The sequence below is a fragment of the Paenibacillus sp. sgz302148 genome, from assembly GCF_056120465.1.
This window is the reverse complement of the sequence record NZ_JBVYOJ010000039.1, coordinates 1-25,730: the sequence shown is the minus strand read 5'-3', so window position 1 is coordinate 25,730 and position 25,730 is coordinate 1. Positions and strand designations below refer to the sequence as shown.

The window sequence follows — 25,730 nt, the reverse complement described above, 5'->3', positions numbered from 1 at the left end:
ACCTTAGAATCTCTTCACCAGTTGCCTGTCAGCTACGAGGCGACTTGGCTCCTACCTCGGCCGGACTTGCACCGGCTAGTTGCGTCTAGCTTGGCTAGGCGCGCAAAAACAAAAAAGCGCCGATTCCGTAGAATCAGCGCTTCCGTTATTGAATGATGTTCTCGTTACCGTTTTTGAAACTCCTTGATCAAAGCAATTTTCATGTCCCACGTCCGCTGGCTCAAGTCGACGGGATAAATTTCCGGGTTCAGCTTGCGCAAATATTCCGGCCAAAACAAGTTCAACTGCTCCGAATGATATACGCGGATTTGCTCCAGGTCGGGAGAAGTATAGACGAGGCTGCCTTGTTCATAAATCGGCTGGAGCAGCGAAATCGCCGTATAGTTCTCGGCGAACTTCTGCAAATACGTATGCGTCGGATGAAAAAGCCTCAGCTTCTTGCCCTGCTTCATGTCATCTTCCTCGACAAGCGCGATGTAGTCCGCTTCCGCTTTGCCGGTTTCGTTGTTGACGATCCGGTATACGTCCTTGAAGCCCGGCGTCGTCATTTTGTCCGGATCGCCGGACAGCTTGATCGTCGGCACGTATTCGCCGTCTTGCTCACGCGCGACAATTTTGTACACGCCGCCAAGCGACGGCTGATCCGCTGCGGTAATTAATTGGGTGCCGATACCCCAGACGTCGATTTTGGCGCCTTGCGCCTTCAAGTTGATCATCGTATATTCGTCCAGGTCGCTCGAAGCAACGATTTGCACATAATCCAGTCCCGCTTGGTCGAGCATTTCGCGGGCTTTAATGGACAGATAAGCCAGATCGCCGCTGTCGATTCGGATGCCGCGCATCTTTTTGCCCCGTTGCTCCAGCATTTTGCCGATCTTGATCGCGTTCGGCACGCCGCTGCGCAGCGTATCATACGTATCGACGAGCAGCGTTACATGATCGGGCAGCGCATCGGCATAATGGGCGAACGCTTCCTCCTCCGTCGCATGGTCCTGCACCCAAGAGTGCGCGTGCGTCCCTTTGGTCGGGATGCCGAACATCATGCCGGCCAGCATATTCGAGGTCGCATGAAAACCGGCGATATACGCAGCTCTTGCTCCCCATAACGCCGCATCGGCCTCTTGAGCGCGGCGCGTGCCGAATTCCAGCAAGATTTCGCTGCCCGCCACCTGTTTGATGCGCGAAGCCTTCGTCGCAATAAGCGTCTGGTAGTTCATGAAATTGAGCAGCGCTGTCTCAACCAGCTGCGCTTCGAAGACTGCTGCCTCTACGCGGATGAGCGGCTCGTTGGGGAATACGACCGTACCTTCCGGGACGGAATGCAAATTGCCGCTGAAACGAAAATTGCGCAGCTCCACCAAGAACGCAGGATCGTAATTTTCCTCTTGCTGCTGTAAATAAGCAATCGCTTCCTCCGTAAATCTCAATTGCTCGATATAGCTGATAATCCGTTCCAGTCCGGCGAACACGGCATACCCGTTGCCGAACGGCGGCTTCCGGAAGAACGCCTCGAACACGGCGCGATTGCGGTGCGTTCCGTTCTTCCAATGTGCGTACATCATGTTGATCTGATATTTGTCCGTATGCAGTGCGATATGGTTAAGATTCATTCGGTGTCCAAGCTCCTCCTGCAGATGATGCTTTCTTCCTTACATCCATACAACCTTACATGATTTCATGCTTTCCCGGTTACCGTCGCGCCGAGCGAGCCTTCAAAATGGCCAAGCGCCCAGTCATGCCCTGCGGCGTTGAAGCTTGCGACAGCGTCGGCGTGAATCGTAACGGCAAAGCCTTTATTGTACGCATCCACAGCGGTATGCAGCACGCAGATATCGGTACATACTCCGATCAAATGCAGCTCCGTTATGCCGCGCGCCCGCAGCTTCAGCTCAAGATTGGTTCCGCAAAAGGAGCTGTATCGCGTTTTGTCCATCCAGTAGATGGAATCCTTGTTCGTCTCATATACATCCTTCAGCTTCCCGTACAGCTCCCGCCCGGAGGTGCCGCGAATGTTGTGCGGCGGGAACAACTTCGTTTCCGGATGAGTCGGATCTCCTTCGTCATGGACGTCAACCGCCATGACAACCCAGTCCCCATCACGGACAAATTGCTCCGTCAGTTGAACGATCCGCTCCTCGATCGCCACTCCCGGTTCCCCGACAGGCAGCCTCCCAACGACAAAATCATAGGTGTAGTCGATGACAATCAAAGCTCTCATCTGCGTCACTCCCTCGCTAAGATTTTACATTCCATTGTACATGAAAATAATGCAAAAACATAGAATGATCTCAATGATGTGCTTGGACTATAAAAAAAGAAGCAGTCCCTTCGTCGCATAAGACGACAGGGATCGCTTCTTTTTAATAAACTTTATTCTGGATCATTTCCTCGCGGGTGACGGGATCTTCAGATCGAAAATCTCTGCCACTTCCCGATTGCGTCTTACCCAGGGGGAATGGCCCCGGAATCGAGTTCGGGTTCTATTTCGGGTTCTTCTTCGGGTCTTGCGGCGTAGGAAGCACTTTGACTTCAATCTTCACGCCGTTCGATCGATTGGAATAAGCGTCGAATGCGACAATTTCAACGACATATACCTTGCCCGTCTTTAAATTGCCGATCGTATGTTTTTGAGCGCCCTTCGCAATTAAGACCGACTGTGGCTTTGCCTTACTTCCTTTTTCGTTCCACGAGAGCATCAAATGGTCCAGATCGGCATCCTTCGGATCTACCCAATTGAGCGAAATGCTGGTTCTATCGGTACTTGCCTTAAGCCTTGTCACATCCCCTGGAGGTTGCGTATCGGAAGTGCCGGCCTCCAATACCTTACCCTCGGATTGGTTTAAATAGTTATCGATTGTAACTAGCTTGATCTCGTAGCTCTTTCCTACGCTTAATTCCTCGATGTCAAACTGCTGCACGCCCTGGTTGGCATAACCTATGCTCCAACCGGCGGTGCTGCCTTTTTCCTTCCACGAAATACGCACCTTCGCAAAATCGGCATCCGTCGGATCCGTCCACGTCACTCGAATCGTACGGCCTACCGCTTGAGCGTTCGCATCCGCAACCTCTGCCGGCGCAGTCGTATCTACCGCGGAAGCGGGCATTTCCATCGTGTTTGCCTTGCTCATGACACCTTCGGACTCCCGGTCGTCAAGACCAACCGTAGCTAGCCTCACTTCATAATCCGTGCCGTCTTCCAGCCCGGCAAATGTATATTGCCGTTCACCGGCGGAGATGTTAACCGGTTCGCCCCAAGCCTCGCCGATTTTCCGGATGTACAAGTGAATCCCTTTCGCCGCTTCCGATGAAGCTTCTTCCCATGTTGCGGCTACGACTCGATGACCGGCCGTCAAATTTAAGCTCATCACAATTTCCGGTGTCTGTGCCGAAGGATCGATCCGAACTTCCTTGACTGCGTCCTCCTCCAGCATCGTGCCGGCATAGCTTTGTGCAGCCGTTGACACATTCACCGTGTAGGTACCTCCCGCAAGCGGTCCTTTGGCCGGGATGAACCGGTAGGACATGGCGAGCTGCACGCCGTTCGTCCCCGTCTCAGGCTGAACCGCTTCGATCGTGCCGGCTACCGGAGTTCCGACACCATCCTTCACGATGACGCTAGAAGTGTTCACCGAAGACGTCTGCATTGGTTTGCTGAAGTTGAATTGAATCGACTCTCCGCCATTACGTCCGAACGCCGCAGCGAGCCCCGGCGCCTGATAGGAAACAAGCGGAATATTCACGTCGAAATGCGGCGGCAATACGGTCAGCTCCGCGCTTTCCGCCGGTACATAACCTTCTTTCTCGTAACGTACCTTCCACAAGCCTTCCGGCACGTCCCAGGCGTATTTCCCTTCGTTGTCCGTGATTAGCGGATTGATCTGCCCGTATTCGCTCGCATCCCATTGTGTCCAACGCGACGCCTCATCCTTGAAGAATACCGTGGCGACGGCATCCTTGATTCGATTCGACGTCATCCCTTCGTATACATAACCACTCGGATCATAAGACCATCTCATGTCCGCAAGCGGCTTAGTTCCCGGCGGAGCGATAGGCGGATCCGAAGGAGGCGGAGGCGGCGTATCGTCGTCGTCATCGTTGTTGTCCTCGCAGCGCGGAAATACACCCGCTTTGGCCATATCGTCACGCCATTTTTGAACGTCGGCAAACTCCTTTTTCAATTCTTTGAAAATCCGTTCGCTATCCATTGTGGACATGTCGCTGGCAATTGTTGTCCCCGTCGCAATAGAAAACCCAAGCACGACAGGCAATTCAACGGTCATAAATGCCGCGGCTACGGCCCCGATCGCATACTTCATCGAGTATTCGGCTTCAGCAATTTTAGCTAAAATTTCGATCTGGTCGTTGAAATATTTCACGGTTGGAGCATGGCATTCGCTGTTGATGACGTCGTCCTGAAACTTCAGCACTTCATCCCTGAATTTACTCAGATCGGCGTAGTTCGCTATTATATCTTTGGCTGCCCACAGTTTATTGAACGGTCCGAACGTTTTCGGCATATATACTTCCAGGACGTTAAGGATATGTTCATTCTGGCCAAATGTCGTCACCGAGCCGATAGACTGTTTTTGATAGAAGCTAGCGGGCACAACAAAGCTGTAACGAAGCGTACGGCCGCTGAATCCGATGCTTAGATCCGAATACGGTATTGCCGTTTTGACTTTGTATTGTTGCTTTGGCGTATAGTTGCTCAGCTTTTTGAAGGTAAATCGGGTATAGAAGTCTTCATTTTGTTTGCCGGAGACGTTAACCTTCACAAACGGAGTTTGGTACGTATACGTGGTCTCCGCAAGCGTGGAAGGCTCTGTTCCCATCTCCTCCAATATGGCGTCGGTTTCCTCCTGCGTCGCCATGACCGCTGTCGCGTTCTTCCAAGGCTCAGGCAGCTGCTGCTTCGCCAGCTCGAACTCCTCTTGGGTAGGCTGCTTTTGCTCGTATGGCTTCGGCAGCGTATCGTATTTTACGAATATGCCGTTCGGACTCAGACGATTGCGAGACGGGTCGACTCCCGCGCGAAATACGTTCGCCTTGCTGTCGTACGTAGCGTCTACCATTACTCCCGTATATAACGACAGCTTTTCGACTCGCTCCGGATGGGTCGTCTTCACATTAAAAGTGACCGAACTTGAAGTTGAGATCGACATATAAGCGCTCGGTACCCCTTTGGACGTATCCAATTGAACGGACTTGAACGGTTGTTTGATCTCCACGTTCGTAATGACCGGATATTCCGCATCATACTCCACATAGGCGGTATCCGTGTCGATGACGCCATCGTCCGAACTGACGCTTGCGGTCAATTGATACAGCGGATTGTCTTGCCAAACCGCGGATTTGGGCTTATGCTCCAGTTCGATCGTCGCGTCCCATGTGCCGCCGGCAGATATCGGATATTGCCCTGCCGCTTTGCCGTCAATGAAGAGGTCGATATTTGCGCTTGCAGGTCCGGTTCCCCGAACATAAACGGAACGCGTAGGCACGACATTCGGTGCGATCAATTCCAGGATTCCAATGTGGAGCCGTTCGCTGCCGATCGTTTCGGTCTCGTAAGGCTGGTTTTCCGCCCGCTGGAATTTAATGTCCAGGAACGTGTCCATGCTGCCTTTTTTGGCGTTGTCGGCGATCTTCAACTGGTAATAAAGCGTACCGGACGAGTTCGTTTTCATTTCGCCAAGATCGATTGCATATACTCCCGCTCCTGCGGCAGTTGCCACTGTAGGGCTTCCGTTCAAGACGACGCTGTTCGTGAGCAGCTCAGCGCCGCTTGGCACGTGAATCAACAGCTGTGCATTAGGGTTCGTCCAAGAACCTCCATATTTATACGTTGCACGGAATTTGGCGATTCCGCCAGGGGCCAGCTTCGGTGTCGTCGTTTCCAGCATATTGCCTGGTTTTCCGGTAAATACGGACGCAAGCGACGGAATGACGACCGGACCCAAATCGAGAATTTGCCCTTCGGCGATCTGGAACGATTTCAAAACAAGACGCTCAATATCATGGGCAGGACTGTAATAACCGGTATAATAAAACCGGTTCGATATTAACGTTAACCGATAGTTACCGGGTTTCGCGAGCGATTGACTGAGCAATTTTCCTTTCAGGTTCAAAAACCCGACCGTCGAGCTTTTGCCTTGATCGTCGATATATTCCAAGACGAGATTGCTTAAGTTGCTGTTGAAACTCGTACCTATCGATGCTTGCACTCTGGCGACTTCCTTGATTTGCAGCTCCACTTCGGTTTCGCCGGCGCCGTTCAAGGAAACGTCCTTGCAATCCTTCGTATAGCCGGCAAGTACCCCGTCGGAGCATACCGTAACGATATCTCCGGCTTCCCCTTGAACAAACAGCTGATTTTGCCGGATATTGTTCGCATTGCCGTAGAAGTTGGCGCTTTTACTCTTGACGGATAGGCCGTAAAACGTCGCTTCGGGATGCGATGGAAGCGGCATATCCTCCCATGAATTATCTAATTTTTTGATCGACAAATGGATATTCATCGGGCGAATCGCAACGGTGCCCACGGTTAAGTCTTTCGTATGCTCCGAATGGGCTCTAATGACAACATACGGACTGGATCCGTATACGATCCCGTAATACGGAGCTTGGTCGGAGACGACCTGGATGTTGTAGGCGTCCTCGGGAAGATCGAGCTGATATTGCCCGTCATCTCCTGTTGTCGTAACAACTCTTCGGGACTTGTTATAAAAGATGACTTGCAGCGGTTTGCCGACTGCATTCCCTTGTTCATCGGTCACTTTGCCTTTCAATTGGCCTTCCTGCAGCAGCAGCAAATCGAACGACAGTTCGTTGCCGCTGACATTCAGCACGATCTCCTGCGGATCTACCTGCATATACGGCTTTTCCTTAATCACGCTCACTTTGACTTTGTCGCCTTGATAGTGAGGGCCGGGAACGTTGACGATCCCTTTGCTGTTCGTCAAATATACGTTGCTCGCACCGTTTTTCTCCACGACAACTTTGGCGCCGGCAACCATCTGGCCATAGTTGTTTTTGACGTATACGTCGAGCTTTGTCGCCGCGGTCAGCTTCAGTGTCGCTTCGCTCTCCTCGCCGTTTTTCACGATAACAGGCGCAAATGTGCCAAGAACGATGCCATCGGAATTAAAGGCTTGAACGGTATAATCGTCAGCGTCGCCGACAGGGAACATATATTCGGCATGGCCGTCCGTCTTGATTTGGTTGCCGGTACCTTTGCTTGCGCTGATTGCCATGATTTTCGTATTCGTAAGCAGCGGGGTATACGCCGTTTGCAGCTTGACCTTCAGCTGTCCCGCTACTTTGACCGGCAAATGCGCCAAATCTTTGTATATTTCCGGTTTGTCCGTTCGTTCCACCCTGGCGGATTCAATCCGGATTGCCCCAGGCGGCAGCGTAAAGCTCGCACGATAAAATCCGGTTTCGCTTTCATTCATTTCGGCAGTTTCTTTCACTTCGGATCCGTCGGATTTCCGGATCGTGACGATTGCTTGCAGCTTTTTGCCTTTTTCGTGCATGGCGGCAACCGTAAATGAACAGCCGATCACCACTTGACTATTGACCATATTTTGAAAATATATGTCGGCGTATTCGATCGGTTTATCTGCTGGCGGAGGGGTATCCCCGCAAGACTGGAAGCATTTTAAGTAAATGTTCCGTCGATCCGGCTTCTCCCAATCGCTTGTAATATAAGCAACCTTTCCGCCGGTCGCATCGAACGTCGCTTTTTCGGAGACGAGCGCCTGATTGCCGATCGGAGTAAACTCCTTCGCGGCGACGTCGTACAGCATAATGCCATGGTCCGCTTGACTGTAAAAGTCGTTGCCGTTCGCGTGGTCAAATTCGAACAGCAATTTTCGTCCGTCTCCGCTTACTCTAGGGTGAAGCAGTACAAACCTCGACTCGCCCGGCGTATCGTACACTTCGGTCTGCGACCCGTCGGAACGCTGATAAATATATACGGTTTGGCTCGCATCCATACGTTTTACGGTAAAGGCAATCGTACGGCCATCCGCGCTCGAGCTTGTTTCGAGAATTTCCTCGAGACCGCCGGAAAGCGGAACCGTTTCGATTTTCGCTTTCGCAACGTCATAAATGGCGAGTCCTTCCGTAATCGCGTAAACCACTGTTTTGCCGTCTCCGCTAATCGTCGGATGCCCGCCGGAACCGATAACGATTGTTTGCCTGTTGCTCCGGTTATATAAAACGGTTTCGCTGCCGGCATCACCAGATCGCTCATATACGATCAAAGTTCCATCGTCCGAAACGGCAGGCGAATGCGCGTTCCCGCTCCCTTCAGAAATTCGACGAACGTTGCCCGCTTCCGAATCGTAGACGTAAATATCCGATTCGTCATCCGTATCGTCCGCCGTTTCGCGGCCATCCGATACGTAAACCGCAACGTTTCCGGAAGCATCCAGCGCAAGCCGGCCTCCTTGATCACTACTTTTATTTTCCGCCTTGCCGATGAGCGACGTTTGGTTATTCCTTATGTCTCTCATGTACAAATGGTACGCCCCCGGTTGTCCAAGCGGCTGCGACACCAGATCCGTTGCATTGGAGAGAAAAGAGACTTTCGTCCCGCTTCCGTTCATCTCCTGCTCGTAAGTGACGCCGTTAGAAAAGCCGCGCGCAGTGCTCGGCGAAGCAAGTACCGCATCAAAATAACCCGTTCCCGCCTTAATCACGGCAGGTTCGGACTTATTACCCGCCCGGTCGACGGCGACGATGGCGTATTCGTGAAATTGCATGTCACCTAGATTCCAATCGGGATATGCAGTATCAATCTTCGTTGTTAGCAAATCCCCATCGCGGTACACTTCGTAATGGGAAATCGTAGTGTCCCATTTGTCGGATCCCGGGAAAAAAGGAATTTCCCAAATCAGCACGACACCGCTTTTTTCGGCTGGGATTAATACCCATCTGGCGTTTCTCGGCTTCTGCGGCACCGTCCCGTCATATTCGAATTCGACGCCTGGCTCGAAGCTCTCTACGCCGTCCACGATCGCCTTCGCCCGAACGACATACCTTCCGTCGCCGGTCGTCAACGCAATTTGGGTATCGAATATTCCGTTCTCGTCCGCGGTGAGCGGCGGAATTTGCTCGAGCTCTCCTCCTACTAAGCCATAACGGATGATTACCGTCGCCCCCGGCGTTGCCGTTCCTTTGACGATCAAAGGACTTTGATTCGTCGGACTCGAAATCGGCTCCAGTGCGGGAGGCGGGGGCGCAGCTAGCGCCGGCGATTCCAGACCGCCGATCATTTCTTGAATGACGGTTTGAGGATCCAGCGTATTTTCACCGCCGGTTGAATCAGCTGCGGATGCTGCGGGCGGCCCCATGAGCGCCAATTGGCAAACGATCAGAACATACACAATAAAACTCGTTTTATTCTTGCGAAAATATCGAAACATAACGCTCCTCTCCGATCGTGGCTTCGGCCACACATCTAAATAAACCTTTGAATACGTCGATAATCATTTTTTACATTCAAAATCGTACAAAAGCGCTGTCATTCGGTTCGATGTCTATTGGCCGTATTCGGCGGTCGTGGCGGTTCGACTTCAATTGCGGGCGATTGGATATGCTTTGGAATTCGAAGATGATTTGGGGCTCAACTTTGCGTCCGGTTCCTGCAATAAGCGTTTCGTTACACCTTACAATATTACCGCTCCTTTCCCTACTCTTCTGTTCACCACCAATACAATACGGCAGAAACAAACTCTTATCTACCTTCCATCGGACTATGATTTGTCATCGATAAAACGCAGATTCCGCGTCGTTTGTCATCATGACGCATTCGAAATTATGAAAGCAGTGTGCTGAATCTATCATTCGTCAAACACAAAAAACCCCGAGGGCAGACGCCTCTCGGGTTCATCGTATGTAATATTCTGCAAGGATTAAGCGTTCTTCGTAATCGTCTCGACGGTTGTCCGGTCGGTAGCCTTAACCAGTTTGACCAGAAGCTCCTTCGCGGCGGCATAATCGTCAACGTGAAGAATGGACGCCGACGTATGAATATATCGGGCGCACACCCCGATAACCGCGGTCGGTACGCCGATGTCCGACAGATGCACCTCGCCCGCATCCGTTCCACCCGGCGATACGAAATATTGATACGGGATTTTGTTGCTTTCCGCCGTATCGAGAATAAATTCGATCATCGTCCGGTTCGTGATCATCGTCCGGTCGAGGATTCGCAGCAGCGTGCCTTTGCCAAGCTGGCCGAACGCATGCTTGTCACCCGAAATATCGTTCGCCGGGCTTGCGTCCAGCGTATAGCAGATGTCCGGGCGAATGAGGCTTGCGGCTGTTTTGGCCCCGCGCAATCCGACCTCTTCCTGGACGGTCGCTCCAGAATAAACGATGTTCGGATGCGTTGCACCTTTCAGCTCCTTCAGCAGCTCGATGGCAAGGCCCACGCCGTAACGGTTGTCCCATGCTTTGGCCATAATTTTTTTGCCGCTGGCAAGCGGCGTGAACGGACACACCGGCACGATCGACAGCCCCGGGCGAATGCCCATTTCCGCTACTTCTTGTGCGCTGTCCGCGCCTACGTCAAGGAACATTTTCGCCATATCCATCGGCTTGCTCCGCAACGACTCGTCCAACAAATGCGGCGGAATCGAAGAGATCACGCCGATAACCGGCCCGTTCTTCGTAATGACCTGCATCCGCTGCGCGAGCAGCACTTGGCTCCACCATCCGCCAAGCGGCTGGAATCGCAGCATTCCATTGTCGGTAATGCCGGTGACCATAAAGCCGACTTCGTCCATATGTCCGTTGACCATGATTTTAGGTCCGTTATTGTCGCCGCGAACGACGCCGAACACGCTGCCAAGCCGGTCTTGAATCAATTCATCCGTATATTGCGCGAGCTGCTCGCGAACAAAAGCACGGACATCGTGCTCGAAGCCGGACGTCCCCGGAAGCTCGGTTAATGTGCGGAATAGTTCAAGCGTATCTTTTTCCATCTTCAATCATCACCTTCGCATCGAAATTATTTCCATTATACCATCATGCGCAACTTATCCGAAGCTTATTAGTTATTATTGCGCTGGCCCAGTCTCAATTCTACAACAATGAATACGATATCGTAACTAGATTCATAGATTATTATAAAACGAGGGAATCGACATGAAATTATCCGAACTGAAAGGAAGCTACGACGCCGTATTCAGTCTTGGGTCCAACTGCATAGCAGCGATTCAGCTGCAGCGCAACGGATTGCGGCCTTACAGCGGGGTGCTCGACTGGATGCTGTCGGAGTCTCTCACGCACGTCAATATGCTGCTGCATAACCGCTTCGCCGGATTTATGGAGTCTTCCCGGCTTGTATACGAGCCCTATCAGGACAAGCTTGTTCTAAAAGATTCCGTCTATCGGATCAAGCTTCTACACGACTTGCCGCTAGACTCGAACGGAATACACATCCTATCCGCCATGCCGGATTGCAAAATAAAAATCGACAGGCGCGCCGAACGAATGTTGAGACGGATGTCTACCTGCCGATCCATATTGTTCGTCCGCCTGGGGGGCTCCTTTCAAGAAGCGGCGGCCCTGCAGAACGTTTTATCGGCGATGCTGCCCGGCGATTTTCGCGTATTGCTCGTCAACGACTCGCCTCATCATGGGATAACGGAATGCAACTGGCCCTTGGATCGTATTTGCGCGATCCATATGCCGCTGCAGCAGGAGTGCAATGACTTATGGAACAATATATTCGATGGCGTAACCTTAACCGGCAATCCGTGAACTTCGCCGTGTCCCATGTGCAGCGAAGGGGAATATATTACCCTATCCGACATCAAAAGGGGAGACATCGGATTGACCCGAAAAGCGTATATCGCAAGTTGCGATTCTGCCTTCACTTCCGCCTGCAAAAAACATTGCGCGCCAGCTCCCCCCTGCAAACGACGCAAGAAAAAATGCCGTCGTCCAAAGCCGCCTTGTCCTCGTCCCCGCAAGGTACGCCCCGCTACGCTTTTTACGGAGCAGCTGTATAAGAATATCACGACATATGATGATTGGGAGCCGGTCCCGGGCCAGGACACTTCGCTAAAATCGGTATATTCCTATGCCATCGTTAACCGCGGCAACAACGCGGCCGAAGTTAAAATCGAAATTAGCCCGAACGGAACCAACTTCGCATCCGAAGTGCAGGAAACCGTGCCGCCGCATAGCACCAAGGTCGTCGTTCCGATCCGCTTCATGAAATATACGCGATTAAGCCTTAAATCCCAGGCATCCGGCAAACCGACTTCGGTCGACGCTTATTTCCAGGCGCAAGAAAGTATCCGTTAGCATGCTTCGGTAATCGGCTCGACGAAGGATTGGTAATCTCGATGACTACGGTTCGCCCGCCAAGAGCAAGTAAGGGAGCGACTGCGCCGAATCCGTCAGCATCGCAACCAATCCGATCGTCGGCTCAAGCCGATGTGGGTAATCCCGCTTCAGCCGCTGCAATAAGCCGTAGCTCTCGTCTTTGCGGCCAAGGGACAATGCGAGCATCGCCCGGAACAACCGGAGCTGCAGCGCTCCATTGGCAGGCAATATGTTCTCCCCTTTCTCAAGCAGCCGCTTTCGAACGTAGACAGGCGAAGTCAGCAGTGCCGGAAACCAGTCATTCGTAACGATGAATGCGTTGTTCCGACCGCCTACCTTATCGACCAAGTACAGAAAAGCGTCCCATGCGCCTACGCATAACAAGGCGAATGCAGCTTGCGAGCTAACGGCCGGGTGAATTTCGGTTCCGGGTGCGCCATCTAGGAGCGCTGTGGCGAGTGGGATCAATTCGGGATGAATTGCCCGACTTGAAACCAGCTCGTCGAGTCGGACAAACCGGTCGATCTTCACATTGCGAACCGCCCATAAATAAACGACGTCGTGACGCAGCCCGCGAAGCCGGACAAGCCCTTCAAGCAGCTCGGCAGCCTGTTCCAACCGCCCGGATTGCGCGAGGAATACGGCTTTCAGAAAAACAATCTCTCCCGGAGGCTCGGACCCGGGACCCGTGTCCGAATTCTTCTTAAAAGGAGCGGGGTACTCCATCGTCTGTAATATCGGCAAAGCTTCATCGCCTGCGTGCCATTTCATGGCATGTTGAAAAAACGCGTCCCATTTCATTTCGTTATCCATCGCCTCCGGCAGCTTTTCCAGAAGCGAACGGACTACGCCGGCAATAGAGCCTTCGGCAAGAAACGAGATATCGAGCCAACGTGAATAGATGGCTTCATTGTTCGGCTGGATCGCCAGCCCCCGCACATAGAAGTCCGACGCTTCGGACCAATCGAACAGACGTTCTTTCGCCATCCCTTTGCAATAGCATAAATACGGAGTCGGCGTCCCGTCCTCCATGCGGAGCGCCTCTTCATATTTCCCGGTCTCCAGATAAAGCGCAGCTAGCAGATCGATCAACTCTACGCTGCCGGGATGCTGCTCCAACCCCCGTGCGGCAAGGCGCAACGAATCGTCTTTGCGCAGCACGGCCCGATACGCGAACGCAAGCTTATAAACATGGTCGGCTGCGTAACCGGCATTTGCTGGTACGACAACTTGCTCGTAAAACGGGATCGCAGATCCGTACTGTTCCATTTGAAAATATTCGCTACCCAGCGCATACAATGCGTATGGGTCGTCCGGCGTTTCGGCAAGCGTTAGCTGGAGCAGCCGAATGTTGCGTTCCGATTTGGCCTTGGTTGCGACGGCATACTTCACATAGCCGTAATGCCCGATTATAATGCCGGCCACGGCTAATCGAAGCTTCGAATCCGCCACGCTTTCGCTTACGTCTTCATGAACCCGTCCCCGGTACGCGATACCGGGGATGTTACGGTACAGCCGGCAAATGGCTTCGGTCTCATAACCACTTCCCGCCTGTTCACTGTAATAATTGCGCCGCGTTACGTATAGGCCTCCGACCTCCGGGTCGACCAATAACGGCAGAACCTGTTCCCAGTCGAACATTTCCACCCGTTCGTCCGCATCCATCACGAAGATCCACTCGCCGGCAGCTTGCGCCGCCGCATAATTTCTCGCCTCCGCGAAATGATCGCCCCAAGGATACGAAAACACTTTTCCTCCCAAAAGCATAGCGAGCTCAGCCGTCCCGTCATTGGATCCGGTATCCACGACGATAATTTCGCTCGCATAAGGCTGTGCCGTCGCGATGCAATCGTGCAAATGCCCTTCCTCGTCGCGCACGATCATACATAGCGAAATAAGCGGTTCGCTCATACAATCTCCCCCAAAAACACATCGTCGATCAGACTCATTAGACCGGTCGTCGTCTCATGCCACAAAGGCGAATACACATCGTCCTTCGGTGCCGTCAGAATCAGTTGATGGACGCGTACGTGCAGCACCCGGACGAATGCGATTTGGCCTTCGATTTTTTCCTTCGAATCGGGCATCAACGAGATCAAGGCGCGCCAATAGGTGCGCACTCTTCTCTGAAGCTCTGGCTGGCGGTCCCGCTCCGCCAGAAGATACAAGAAGCCCAACTCGCTCCATACTTTCTGCGATGCCGAATGAATCAGCTCTTGCGGGATCGTGAAAGTACCGATTTCCGGTCCGTATACAATATAGGCGTACATATTCAGCAGGAACGCATGCGCCCCTTCCGATTCGAGCCGCCCCAGCCAAGCTTGAGCCGCCCGGTCATCGTTATGCTTCAGAGCGAGATAAAATCCAATGCGGCTTGAAAACGTATTGGCCTCCTTTCCCTCCTGCGGCTTCAGATACGTCTCGTCCAGAAGGGCAGCATCTTCGCGATCGGCAAGCAGCAGCGTACACAATACAAGCATCCATTCCTTCTCCTGACGTTTCTCCGCCGGAGTTTCCCGCTCCGACAACACCGCTGCCGCATGCTCGAACAGTCCGAGATGGTAAAAGGAAAGCGCGATGCTCCACCAAGATTTATCCGATTGAACATGGAACATGCCTTGCAATCGGTCCATCAGTTCCCTCGCATCGGTCGTCCGCACGAGCAAGCTGACGATACGCAGAAACGGCGGCAGCGACGCCGGATTATGATGCAACGCGTGAAGATAGCTTTCGATCGCGCGAGGAAAGTCTCTTTGCTGTTCGTATGTTTTGCCGAGGTGAAAGCTAGGAATGTAGGTCCCTGCCCCGCTCTGCGTATTGTAGTGCGCCGGAGGATTGCCGATTCGCAGCGCGGCGAGAAAATCTTCCTTTGCTTCCTCCCATCGCCCAAGCCGGTAATGCAGCATCCCGAGACGCAGGTGCAGGTCGGTATAATCTTGAAAGATGTCAACCGCTTTCCGGCACGCTTCGATCGCCTCCTCGACACGTCCGATCGCATCGAGACAATCGATTTCTTGCCGCAATACGGTATGCGCATAACTCGTATTCCGGAAGTACGGGTAGCTCTTGCAGTGTGCGAGCTCGGCCAGCGCTCTCTCATAATCGTTCAGCCGAATGTATTCAACCGCGATATTGTACCGGTGAAACGCCGGATCGACGGATTCCTCCAGCTCTTTTTCCAATAAAGCGATGTTGCGCTGCGACTTTCCCTTCTCTTGAACGGTTTCAACCAAATAACCGTCATGTTCGATTTGCAAGTCCGTGAACACCAGCTTCGCTTGCGGATTCGCTTTTAAGATCGGATCGACGATCTGCTCGTGAATTTTGCCGCGATACCGGTATCCCGGAACATTGCGAAAAACGCGCAGCGAAGAACAAACCGTGGAGCCCAGCCGTTTGTCCCGAAACCCGTAATAATTGACGACCTGCATGAAAAAAGCTTCCGCTTCCGTTGGCGCAAGCCCTTCCAGCTTTTCCCGAAGCCGTTTGCCGTGTCCGGGATACAGTGCTTCATCCGCGTCAAGGATGAGAATCCATTGCCCTTTGGCCCTGTCGATTGCCGCGTTTCGTGCGGCGGCAAAATCATTCACCCATGCAAAGCGATGAACGCGGGCTCCGTTTTCCTCGGCTATGCCAACCGTTCTGTCGGTTGAGCCGGTGTCCAAGACGATAACTTCATCGGCTGCTTCGCGGACGCTCTGAATACAACGGGCCAATACGGCTTCCTCGTTCTTGACGATTAAACATAAAGAAAGCAGCGGTCGTTCTGCTGCCTCGACTTGATTCTCACTTCGATTATGATTGTGTTTGCGCTTGCGTCTACTCATGGACCGCTCGCTCCCGATGAAGACGGAGATGCCGGAAATGCGGAAGCTTGCTCCAGCCGTTCAACCGTTGTCTCCAGCTTCTTCAGCTCCTCGCGCAAATAGTTCGAGCTCGGGAACAATTGCAGCGACTCCTGCAGCAGTTTTTGGCTTTGGCGCAAATTCGCCAGCAGCAGCGCCGTGCGTATCGCTCCCTGATCCGGCGATTGATCCAGCACGTATTGAAAGAAAGAAGCCGCTTCCTCATAAACGCCGCGTGAATACAAGATTTGCCCCAGCCGCTGATAACCTTCGAGATCTAGCGTCCGATTGCTTAAGGCATCCAGGAAATAATTCGCGCTTTGAAGCTCGAATCCGTTCGCATACAGCAGCTTGGCAAATCGTAAATCGCTTATCACAGCACAGGACTGACGAATCTGCACGGCGACTTGAAAATGTTTCTCTTGCAGCGCATATTGCAGCAATTGTTCCTTGCGCTCCTCCGGCCACTCTGCCAGAAGCCGTAACGTATCCGCGTCATTCGCAGCGATCGCCTCCAGCATTTCGGCGAAGGGCAACTCTCCTCGTTCGCGAGCGATGCCTTGCGATTCGTTTTCCACCTGCTCAGGCACAGCCTCTGCCGCGTACTCGGCCCTGCTTTCATCTCCCATTCAGATCACCTCCCGCGAACGTACTTCCCCCCATGCTTTCACGAAACTTTCAATCAACCGCATCGCCTGCCGAAGCTTCCGTATTCAACTTTTTATGCGCGCACATGATGTCCGTATGCATGGTTTTTCCTTTTCGGAGGACCGCACATTCCGGCAAAATAAAACGGAAGCCGTCCGTTACCGGCGGCATTCCGTTCCAAGTCTCTCAAGCGTTTTTACGCAAGATTACACTTGCGCATCCAGATAGACATCGATCGTCGCGCTCGTTAAAGTAAGCACGAGTCCGTAGGATAAACGCGTATATTTCAAAAATCTGATCGGTACAAGTACGTTCGTTCCTGCCGTCAGCGAGGTTGCCGTCTGATCGACGAACCAGTTCGTCCCGTCCGAGCTGATTTCAACGCGTAGATTGATCGCGGCGCCTTGGCTAACGACGAAATAAGAATACGTTTTATACGGGAAGGTGGAACGCGTGATCGAAGCTGTTGCGATCGGGGTGAATCCCGTATTGGCTACGGCGATGTCTGTAGAACTGAATTGGGTAAAGTTCGCCTGCGATATCGTTGTAATGGTGCCGACGTTGACCGTACCTCCTGTAATCGTGGCGCCAAGAATCGCGTTGATCGTTTGCACCGTGTTGATCGTGCCCACTGATGATAACGTTCCGCCGGTGATCGTGGCGCCAAGCACCGCGTCTATCGTCTGTACCGTGTTGATCGTGCCCACCGACGAAAGCGTACCACCGGTGATCGTTGCGCCAAGCACCGCGTCTATCGTCTGTACCGTGTTGATCGTGCCCACGGATGATAACGTTCCGCCGGTGATCGTGGCGCCAAGCACCGCGTCTATCGTCTGTACCGTGTTGATCGTGCCCACCGACGAAAGCGTACCACCGGTGATCGTTGCGCCAAGCACCGCGTCTATCGTCTGTACCGTGTTGATCGTGCCCACGGATGATAACGTTCCGCCGGTGATCGTGGCAGACAACGTTCCTCCCGTAATTGTCGCGCCGAGAACAGCGCCTACTGTTTCCACGGTGTTAATGGTACCTACGGCGGATAAAGTCCCCCCGGTGATCGTAGCTGATACCGTACCGCCTGTGATCGTGGCGCCAAGCACCGCGTCTATCGTCTGCACCGTATTGATCGTACCCACCGACGAAAGCGTACCACCGGTGATCGTTGCGCCTTGAACCGCCGTCACGGTACTCACCGTACCGACATTCAAACGTCCTGATGTATCCGTGCTGATCGGTTTCGCGTCGGTTCCGTCGAAGCCGTAGATGAGCGTTTTTAATTGTTGCGGGTCCGGGTTGAAGACTGAAAAGTTAGGCAATTCTACTCCCTCCTTCAAATGCAATAACTTGGTTACTATACGTTATGGCAAACGAAGGAAAACGTATGGGTCGACTACGAAAATGAGTCACCCAACCACGGTTGTCAGCCTCTGCCGCCGCGATGCGAGCTCCAATCAGCAATTGCAGAGATGACGGCATCAACATGATCGTCCGTAATGACGCCGTGCATCGGCAAGGCAAGGATTTGACCGGACACTTGCTCCGCTACCGGCAAATCCCCTTCACAATAGGCTAGGTGGGCTAGTGCCTTTTGAAGATGCAGCGGCTTCGGATAATAAATGGCATGTGCGATCTGCCGAGAAGCGAGGAAAGCGGCAAGCCCGTCGCGACCCTCCGATTCAATGCAATATTGATGATAAACGTGAACGGAATCCGGCGATTCGAACGGGATTTTCACGGAACCTTGCAGTGCCCGGCTGTAACGTGCAGCCGCTTGCCTTCTTCGGTCGTTCCACGTATCGACGAATGATAGCTTAACGCCTAACACCGCAGCCTGAAGCTCGTCGAGCCGGCTGTTCGTGCCGATCATCTCATGCTTGTATTTTTCACGGCTGCCGTGGTTGCGAAGCATGCCGATTCGTTCATGCAATTCCGCATCGTTCGTAACCACCATGCCGCCGTCGCCGTAACCGCCTAAGTTTTTTGACGGAAAAAACGAAATGCAGGCTGCATCGCCAATCACTCCCGTTTTCCGACCAAGATACTCTGCGCCGAACGATTGGCACATATCTTCGATAACTTTTAGACCATACGCATGCGAGAGCTCCACGATTGGGTCCATATCCGCCGGATGACCGTACAAATGTACGACAATGATCGCTTTCGTCCGCCGGCTCAGCTTAGGCTCGATCAAATACGGATTCAGGTTGTACGTCAACGGGTCGATATCGACAAAAACCGGCGTTGCGCCAACCCGTACGATCGCTTCCGCAGTGGCAAAAAAAGAAAACGGCGTCGTCACCACTTCATCTCCGGCTCCGATGCCAAGCCCCTCCAATGCAAGGACAAGCGCATCCGTCCCGTTCGCAACGCCAACCGCATACCCCGCCCCGAGATAATCGGCGATCCGCTTTTCAATGGCTCGCCCTTTCGGGCCTAGAACAAAAACACCGCTTTCCAATACGTCATGCACAGCCTCCAATATCAAAGGTCGAATCAAACGGTATTCCGCATTCAAATCGACAAGCGGTATCATGGCCCTTCCTCTCCGCTCGGATCCGCGATCGGTTCGACCTTAAACGGAGTCGCAGGAACGCCGACGACCGTTTTGGCCGACTGAGTCGGTTTCGTCACGACCGCTCCGGCGCCGACGATCGTATCCTCTCCGATGTGCACGCCGGGCAGCAGCGTTGAGTTGCTGCCGACTTTGGCTCCCCTGTGCAGATGAGGTCCTTGAAGCGTGTATGCCGCTGCACCCATATATTTGTCATTGGACATGGCCACGCACGGACCGATGAATACATGATCCTCCAGCACCGTGTCACCCGTCACGTAAGCCAATGTTTGAATCGTGCATCGTTTTCCGATCACGACGTTCAGCTCGATAACCGCGCTTCTTCCGACAACGCTGGAATCACCGATCACAACCCTTTCGCGAATGCTCGCTTGATCCCCGATAAATACGTCTTTGCCAATTTCGACATCACGATAGAGCGTAACCAGGCTGCCGATGTACGTTCGATCCCCGATGCGCAATGGACTGCCTGAATCGGCGGTTAGGCGCATACTTTCGGTTCGGCGCGGCTTGATCCCGAGAACGCAATGGGAGCCGACGACAACATCATGCCCGACGACGGTTCCGGGTAAAATAACGCTATGGTGGCCGATTTGAGCCCGATCGCCAATAACGGCATCTCGCGCAATAATGCAGAAATGGCCGATGCTGACATGCTCCCCGATCGCAGCTCCTTCTTCGATTACAGCATGCATACCGACGCCTGCACTCGGTGGCAAGTGACTATAGTTCATCCGCATCCCTCGTTACCCATCGAATGTATTCTTATTAGTATATTGGGAGCAAACCCGTGTCGTGACTTTTGAAAAGATCTGAAACATCGTGTACAATAACAATATAATAACATATGAGCATTTGTTCATATGTTATTTAAATGAAAGAAGCATCATTATAAAAATCAGCTTTTACATTTGGAATCATGGTGAAATGAGGAAGGAGTTTTTGCTTATGTCTAAACAGCACGAGGAGCATCACAATTGCGATCATACTCATAATGCCCAAGACCGCGGTAGCCGTCATACGCACGAAGGCAAGGAGCATGAAGGTCACAAGCACGAAGAACCTCGGCGAAGCGAGGCCGCCGCATCACGGCGGCAATCACATCACGGTCATGATCATAATCATGGCCACGATCACAGCCACGACCACCATCATCACGGGATCGGAGGCCATCATCATCACGGGGCAGGTAATAGAAAAGGGCTAACGATCGCCCTGATCATCACCGCAACGGTCATGCTGCTTGAATTTATCGGCGGTCTGCTGACGAACAGCTTGGCACTGCTGTCCGATTCCGGTCATATGCTGAGCGATACGGCCGCCCTTCTGCTTAGCTTGATTGCCCTGTGGTTTTCGGCCAGACCGCCTTCGCCGAACAAAACCTACGGATTTTACCGTGTTGAAATTTTGGCCGCCCTGTTCAACGCCGTTACCTTGTTCGTCATTGCCGGATTTATTATACGGGAAGCGATCGAACGCTTCCAGCATCCGCCGGTCGTCGCCAGCGGCGCCATGATGATCATTGCGGGTGTCGGGTTGCTCGCCAACTTGCTTAGCGCCTGGGCCCTCACGCGCAAAAGCGACGTCAAAGATAACATCAACGTCCGAAGCGCCTACCTGCATGTCCTCGGCGATGCGCTCGGCTCCGTCGGTGCGATTGTCGCCGGTCTGCTGATGCTGTTGTTCGATTGGTATATCGCGGATCCGATCATAAGCGTTGTCGTTGCATTGCTCATTTTGAGAGGGGCTTGGCAGGTTGTGAAGCAAGCGATTCATATCTTAATGGAAGGTTCGCCGATTACGGTCAATGCAGATGAGGTCAAAGCTTTGCTGATGCAAATTCCCGCCGTCCGGAATGTTCATGATCTGCACATTTGGACGATTACATCGGGAATGGATTCGTTAAGTTGTCACCTGCTCGTGGAGGACGACGCGGATTGCCAGCGCATTTTGCAGCAGGCGATCGACAGCATCGAGGAAACGTTCCGAATTAAGCATACAACCATTCAAGTGGAGAAATCCGAACTTCAGCACGCGGAGCTTACGGTTTAAAAAAGCCGTCTCCGCGGCTTTTTTCTTTATTTTACTGACGAAGCCTTTTTACTCGTGCCCGATATGCTGCAGCGTCTGTACAAAGATTTGTTCAATATGCTCATCATCCAGCGAATAAAAGACGGTCTTCCCATCCTTCCTACGCTTCACGATACGCAGATTCCGCAAATACCGAAGCTGATGGGATATTGCGGATTGCCCCATATCCAAAGCGATCGTCAAATCGTGCACGCACAGCTCGTTCTGCACGAGCGCATAAATGATTTTCACCCGCGTCGGATCGCCCAGCGCCTTGAACACGTCGGCAAGGCTCGAAGCCGTCGACTCCGAAATCATCTGTTCTTTAATCAAGGCAACCTGACCCGCTGCCGTTCCTTCACACATGTCGTCACACCGATCCTGAAGCAAATCTGACATTAGGTTCCACCCGTTTCTCCGATAATATACGTTGCCTTCTTTTTATTGTACATGCCTCGGAACGAAATGCAAAGCGGGCGAAAACAAAAAAAGAACACCCTCGATATCTCGAGAATGTCCTGCGCCGATAAGTTCATCGAATCCAATTATTCAAAAAAGGTTTGATATAAAAGATAAGTATTCAAGCCAACAATGACGGCCGTTACAACCCATGCGAGCACTTTCAGCCAAAGCGGGTTAGCGAACTCGCCCATTTTTTTGCGGTCGCTCGTGAATTGAACGAGCGGCACGACAGCAAACGATAATTGAAGTGACAGGATTACCTGGCTTAAAATAAGCAATTGCATGGTGCCGCTCTCTCCGGCAACTGCCGTTACGATTACGGCCGGAATAATGGCGATCAACCGCGTAATCAGTCGGCGAAGCCAAGGAGCAAGCCGGATGTTCAGAAAACCTTCCATGACGATCTGGCCGGCCAGCGTTCCCGTCAAGGTCGCGTTCTGCCCCGATGCGAGAAGCGCTACGCCGAACAAAACGCTGCCAATGGCCGTGCCCAAAACCGGAGTAAGCAGCTCGTAGGCTTGTTGAATCTCCGCAACGTCCGTTCTGCCGTTGGCGTGGAAGGCCGCTGCCGAAACGATCAGAATCGCCGCGTTGATGAATAAGGCGAACAGCAGAGCAATGGTAGAATCCCACGTTGCATATTTAATGGCGCTCCGTTTGCCGCTGCTCGTTTGCTCGAAATTGCGGGTTTGCACGATGGAGGAATGCAAATACAGGTTGTGCGGCATGACGGTTGCGCCAAGAATCCCGATTGCGATGTACAGCATCACCGGATTCGTAACGATCTCCGCGCTTGGCACAAAACCGGCCATAATGCCGCCGACATCGGGCTTCGACAGGAAGATGTCGACTGCAAAACAACCGCCGATCGTGACCATCAAGATGATGACGATCGATTCGATAAACCGAAAGCCTTTGTTCTGCAAGTATAAAACGACCAGTACGTCAAGCGCGGTAATGAGTACGCCGTAAATAAGCGGAATGCCGAACAGCAGGTTGAGCGCGATTGCCGCGCCTATGACTTCGGCCAAATCGCATGCCGCAATGGCCAATTCGCAAAGGATCCATAGCCCGAAGGCAACCGGTTTTTTGTAATGATCGCGGCACGCCTGCGCCAAATCCCGCCCCGTAACGATACCGAGCTTGCCGGCAAGCGCCTGAAGCAGAATCGCCATCAAGTTGCTGATGAAGATGACGGACAGCAGCGTATATCCGAACATCGAGCCGCCGGCAATATCCGTCGCCCAGTTGCCGGGATCCATATACCCGACGGCGACCAGATATCCCGGTCCGGCAAATGCAAGAAACTTCTTCAACCAAGAACCGGACTTCGGTACTTTCATGCTGCGATACACTTCCGGCAACGACGGCGCATCCCGTTCCTTCCGCCAGCCGTTTTCCGCTATCGTTGCGGTATTGGCTTTTGTTGTTGCCACATAGGATTGATCCCGGGTAACTATTGCTTTATCGCTCACTTAAGTTCACCTCGACTATATTATTTAGCAAAGTACAACAGTATGTCGTTGGACAAAAAGTTTTGCACTAAGGAAACTTTATATCTATATTGTATGCCGGAAACTTTTTTTGTCAATAGATCGAGGTTAAAAAAGTTTTCTGCAATATCAGCTTTGCTAACTGTTGAGGCTGATGTTCCGGAACATCCCCGTGTAGCGATTTTTCATTATAAATGAAAAAAGCTGCAATGATGCAGCTTCCGTAGCGTTTATATTCAATTGGCGACTTGCAGTATTCTCCTTTGCGCGAAAGCGATCAAATGCTTTTCGACAAGCAGCGCGTCTTCCCGGGAATACATATGGCCGGATCGATCAAGCCATATAAGCGATTTGCCTTGAGTCGCGTCCAGCTTTCTGAAATACCGCTCTACAATTTCGCCCGGCTGCGTCCGATCGTGCCGTCCGTGGAACAAGACGACGGGAACGCGAATTTCGGAAATTTCCGAAACCAAATCGAGCGCATGGATTTCCGACAGCATACAGTCGGCCGTCATTTTCATGCCGGCTCCCATCCGCTTCAAATCGCCGAACGTATAATCCGGAGAGGTCAGCAGCTGTTTGAATACCGTGCCGAAGATCGAGGCCATCGGCGTGTCTTTTCCGGCTCCGAACCCGCCGTATTTCATGAGCCATTTCCGCAAAACGCCCCAAGTCGCACTTGGGTAAGGGGGCAAGCCGACTTTCGTCAACTCAGCGACCGCCTTGTCGTTTCCTGTTTGCTGTGCCTGGTCTACCACCCAAGCATGGGCCAGACGATCGCTCTCCGTCCAGTTCAAAATTTGCTGCATGCCGAAATATGCCGCATATTTTTCCGGATATTTAGCTGCGGCCTTTAGTCCGATAATCGTTCCCCATGACGATCCCGCCATGTAAATTTTTCGCTGCCCGAATCGGTTTCGCAGCCAGTCCGTCAATTCTCCGGTATCGGCGACAAGCTGGGCGAAATTCATGGATGCCGGCGTTACGGCTTTCGAATACGACTTCCCGGCTCCCCGCTGATCCCAGTAAACGAGCACGAAATGCTTCGTCAATTCGCCGACGTACGGAGCCGGGAAACCGCTATACGTAAGTCCGCGCGAGCTGACTCCTGGCAACGGCGCTCCCGGACCGCCGTGCAGCAAGAGAAGCACCGGCTTGGAGGCATCTTCCCCCTGCAACAATATCCACTGTTCGACGCCGCCGATCCTAACGGACTCCGCCGAGGCTACGCCGCCATTTGCCGCGGTTCGCAAGCTCTTCCGCAATAAGGCGCGCTGCGACGTAAGTCTCCAGATAAGCGCGATCAGAAAGGCTCCTATCACTACCGCCAAAACAATAAGTGCCAGTTTCATTGTATCATCCATCCCCGTCATTTTTTTCTCATAAAAGCGAATGATTTCGGCGATCCGGTCTCATCGCCACGTCCCCCCTATATCACAATGACATTGCAAAAAAACGCGACATGTTCCGTCATCCTTCGTTCGATGGGGACCGTATCTTTTTCTTCGGAATGAAGTGCGACCAGTTCCGTTATCATCGTGAACAGAGGATATTGATAGCTGACCGCCATCGTCCGGGGATCGAACGAGCGTATTTTACCGGCCGTGATCCACTTTGCGAAAACAAGTGCGATGAATTCCGTCGTATTGCCGACAATGTCGCCAAAATAAATGTCGCGTGCCAGCGGAACGCGATACTTCTCGATGCAAACGATGCGCCATAATTGACGGTTGACCGGATCGGCGAAATGTTCCTTGAAGTTTTGCACGCCACGCTCAAGAAACGCTTGCGGCGTCATGTTCGCCAGTATCCAATCGAGATGCTCGAGCGGCGGGATGATCTTCGCGAATTCACGGCGGAAATGGATGAACAGCATTTCAAGAATACTCTCCTTGCTCGTAAAATGCTTGTATAGCGAGCTTTCCTTGATACCGACCAGCTTCGTAATATCTCTCACGGATGCGCCGCTGTAGCCCCGCTGCGCAAACAGCTCGACGGCCGTATCCAGAATGCGTCGCTTCGTCGCGCTTGTGATCGGTTCGCCGTTTAAGTCCGAGTATGGGGTAAAGTCATCGTTTTCAGGCATTATTTACACCTCCGATTTTCAACCGTTTCAGATTAGCTAACAATCGTTAGCCTGTTAACGCTCATGTTAAGCTAACGATCGTTAGCTGTCAACACAATTTTAACAGTAGAGTAAAGGGCTGAGTAATTCAGCCCCTCCTCATCAAACCGGACGTGAGGTTTTCCCTCATCCGGCTTTCCGATGTTCTTCTTCCTTGTGCATTGCGGTACTTT

17 protein-coding genes are annotated in these 25,730 nt (G+C 52.5%); 3 read left to right on the top strand and 14 right to left on the bottom strand.

The window, feature by feature from the left end:
- Positions 1–164: 164 nt before the first annotated feature.
- The 4 genes from AC0LWM_RS31660 to AC0LWM_RS31645 all read right to left on the bottom strand — a co-directional run bounded on the left by AC0LWM_RS31660 (position 165) and on the right by AC0LWM_RS31645 (position 10,991).
- Positions 165–1,610 (bottom strand): nicotinate phosphoribosyltransferase, encoded by a 1,446-nt coding sequence (locus AC0LWM_RS31660; RefSeq protein WP_474679039.1) that lies wholly within the window; start codon positions 1,608–1,610, stop codon positions 165–167.
- 65 nt (positions 1,611–1,675) lie between these two features.
- On the bottom strand, positions 1,676–2,218 hold the full coding sequence (locus AC0LWM_RS31655; RefSeq protein ID WP_474679038.1) for a cysteine hydrolase family protein: 543 nt from the start codon (positions 2,216–2,218) through the stop codon (positions 1,676–1,678).
- Positions 2,219–2,480: 262 nt separating this feature from the next.
- Complete coding sequence (locus AC0LWM_RS31650; protein ID WP_474679037.1) at positions 2,481–9,428, bottom strand: Ig-like domain-containing protein; 6,948 nt, start codon at positions 9,426–9,428, stop codon at positions 2,481–2,483.
- Between the two features lie 489 nt (positions 9,429–9,917).
- Positions 9,918–10,991, bottom strand: coding sequence for a M42 family metallopeptidase (locus tag AC0LWM_RS31645; RefSeq protein ID WP_474679036.1), 1,074 nt, complete (start codon positions 10,989–10,991; stop codon positions 9,918–9,920).
- A 163-nt stretch (positions 10,992–11,154) separates the two neighbouring features.
- Between AC0LWM_RS31645 and AC0LWM_RS31640 the strand changes: the two genes are divergently transcribed.
- Both AC0LWM_RS31640 and AC0LWM_RS31635 read left to right on the top strand, forming a co-directional pair.
- Positions 11,155–11,772 (top strand): DUF1796 family putative cysteine peptidase, encoded by a 618-nt coding sequence (locus tag AC0LWM_RS31640; RefSeq protein ID WP_474679035.1) that lies wholly within the window; start codon positions 11,155–11,157, stop codon positions 11,770–11,772.
- 72 nt (positions 11,773–11,844) lie between these two features.
- The gene (locus AC0LWM_RS31635; protein WP_474679034.1) at positions 11,845–12,321 is read left to right on the top strand and encodes a DUF6385 domain-containing protein; all 477 of its coding nucleotides are present in this window, start codon (positions 11,845–11,847) and stop codon (positions 12,319–12,321) included.
- 45 nt (positions 12,322–12,366) lie between these two features.
- Here the strand turns inward: AC0LWM_RS31635 and AC0LWM_RS31630 are convergent, their stop codons facing one another.
- From AC0LWM_RS31630 to AC0LWM_RS31605, 6 genes are all read right to left on the bottom strand, one after another.
- A complete protein-coding gene (locus tag AC0LWM_RS31630; RefSeq protein ID WP_474679033.1) occupies positions 12,367–14,253 on the bottom strand; it encodes a glycosyltransferase family 2 protein in 1,887 nt (628 codons plus the stop codon).
- Positions 14,250–16,169, bottom strand: a complete 1,920-nt coding sequence (locus AC0LWM_RS31625; protein WP_474679032.1) for a glycosyltransferase family 2 protein — start codon at positions 16,167–16,169, stop codon at positions 14,250–14,252. Before AC0LWM_RS31625 ends, AC0LWM_RS31630 begins: the two co-directional genes overlap by 4 nt.
- Entirely contained in the window at positions 16,166–16,816 is a 651-nt protein-coding gene (locus tag AC0LWM_RS31620; RefSeq protein ID WP_474679031.1) for a tetratricopeptide repeat protein, read from the bottom strand. Before AC0LWM_RS31620 ends, AC0LWM_RS31625 begins: the two co-directional genes overlap by 4 nt.
- Positions 16,817–17,041: 225 nt before the next feature.
- Entirely contained in the window at positions 17,042–18,151 is a 1,110-nt protein-coding gene (locus tag AC0LWM_RS31615) for a DUF6385 domain-containing protein (RefSeq protein WP_474679030.1), read from the bottom strand.
- Between the two features lie 104 nt (positions 18,152–18,255).
- Positions 18,256–19,368 (bottom strand): DegT/DnrJ/EryC1/StrS family aminotransferase, encoded by a 1,113-nt coding sequence (locus AC0LWM_RS31610; protein WP_474679029.1) that lies wholly within the window; start codon positions 19,366–19,368, stop codon positions 18,256–18,258.
- The gene (locus AC0LWM_RS31605) at positions 19,365–20,141 is read right to left on the bottom strand and encodes an N-acetyltransferase (RefSeq protein WP_474679028.1); all 777 of its coding nucleotides are present in this window, start codon (positions 20,139–20,141) and stop codon (positions 19,365–19,367) included. Before AC0LWM_RS31605 ends, AC0LWM_RS31610 begins: the two co-directional genes overlap by 4 nt.
- A gap of 214 nt (positions 20,142–20,355) precedes the next feature.
- Here AC0LWM_RS31605 and AC0LWM_RS31600 point away from each other — a divergent pair, with 214 nt between their 5' ends.
- Positions 20,356–21,459: a cation diffusion facilitator family transporter gene (locus AC0LWM_RS31600; RefSeq protein WP_474679027.1), complete on the top strand. Its 1,104-nt coding sequence runs from the start codon at positions 20,356–20,358 to the stop codon at positions 21,457–21,459.
- 48 nt (positions 21,460–21,507) lie between these two features.
- On the opposite strand, the gene AC0LWM_RS31595 is transcribed toward AC0LWM_RS31600, so the two are convergent.
- The 4 genes from AC0LWM_RS31595 to AC0LWM_RS31580 all read right to left on the bottom strand — a co-directional run bounded on the left by AC0LWM_RS31595 (position 21,508) and on the right by AC0LWM_RS31580 (position 25,518).
- Positions 21,508–21,876, bottom strand: a complete 369-nt coding sequence (locus AC0LWM_RS31595) for an ArsR/SmtB family transcription factor (protein ID WP_474679026.1) — start codon at positions 21,874–21,876, stop codon at positions 21,508–21,510.
- Positions 21,877–22,022: 146 nt separating this feature from the next.
- A complete protein-coding gene (locus tag AC0LWM_RS31590) occupies positions 22,023–23,375 on the bottom strand; it encodes an Nramp family divalent metal transporter (RefSeq protein ID WP_474679025.1) in 1,353 nt (450 codons plus the stop codon).
- Between the two features lie 293 nt (positions 23,376–23,668).
- On the bottom strand, positions 23,669–24,784 hold the full coding sequence (locus AC0LWM_RS31585; RefSeq protein ID WP_474679024.1) for an alpha/beta fold hydrolase: 1,116 nt from the start codon (positions 24,782–24,784) through the stop codon (positions 23,669–23,671).
- A gap of 77 nt (positions 24,785–24,861) precedes the next feature.
- Positions 24,862–25,518, bottom strand: coding sequence for a TetR/AcrR family transcriptional regulator (locus AC0LWM_RS31580; RefSeq protein WP_474679023.1), 657 nt, complete (start codon positions 25,516–25,518; stop codon positions 24,862–24,864).
- Between the last annotated feature and the right edge of the window lie 212 nt (positions 25,519–25,730).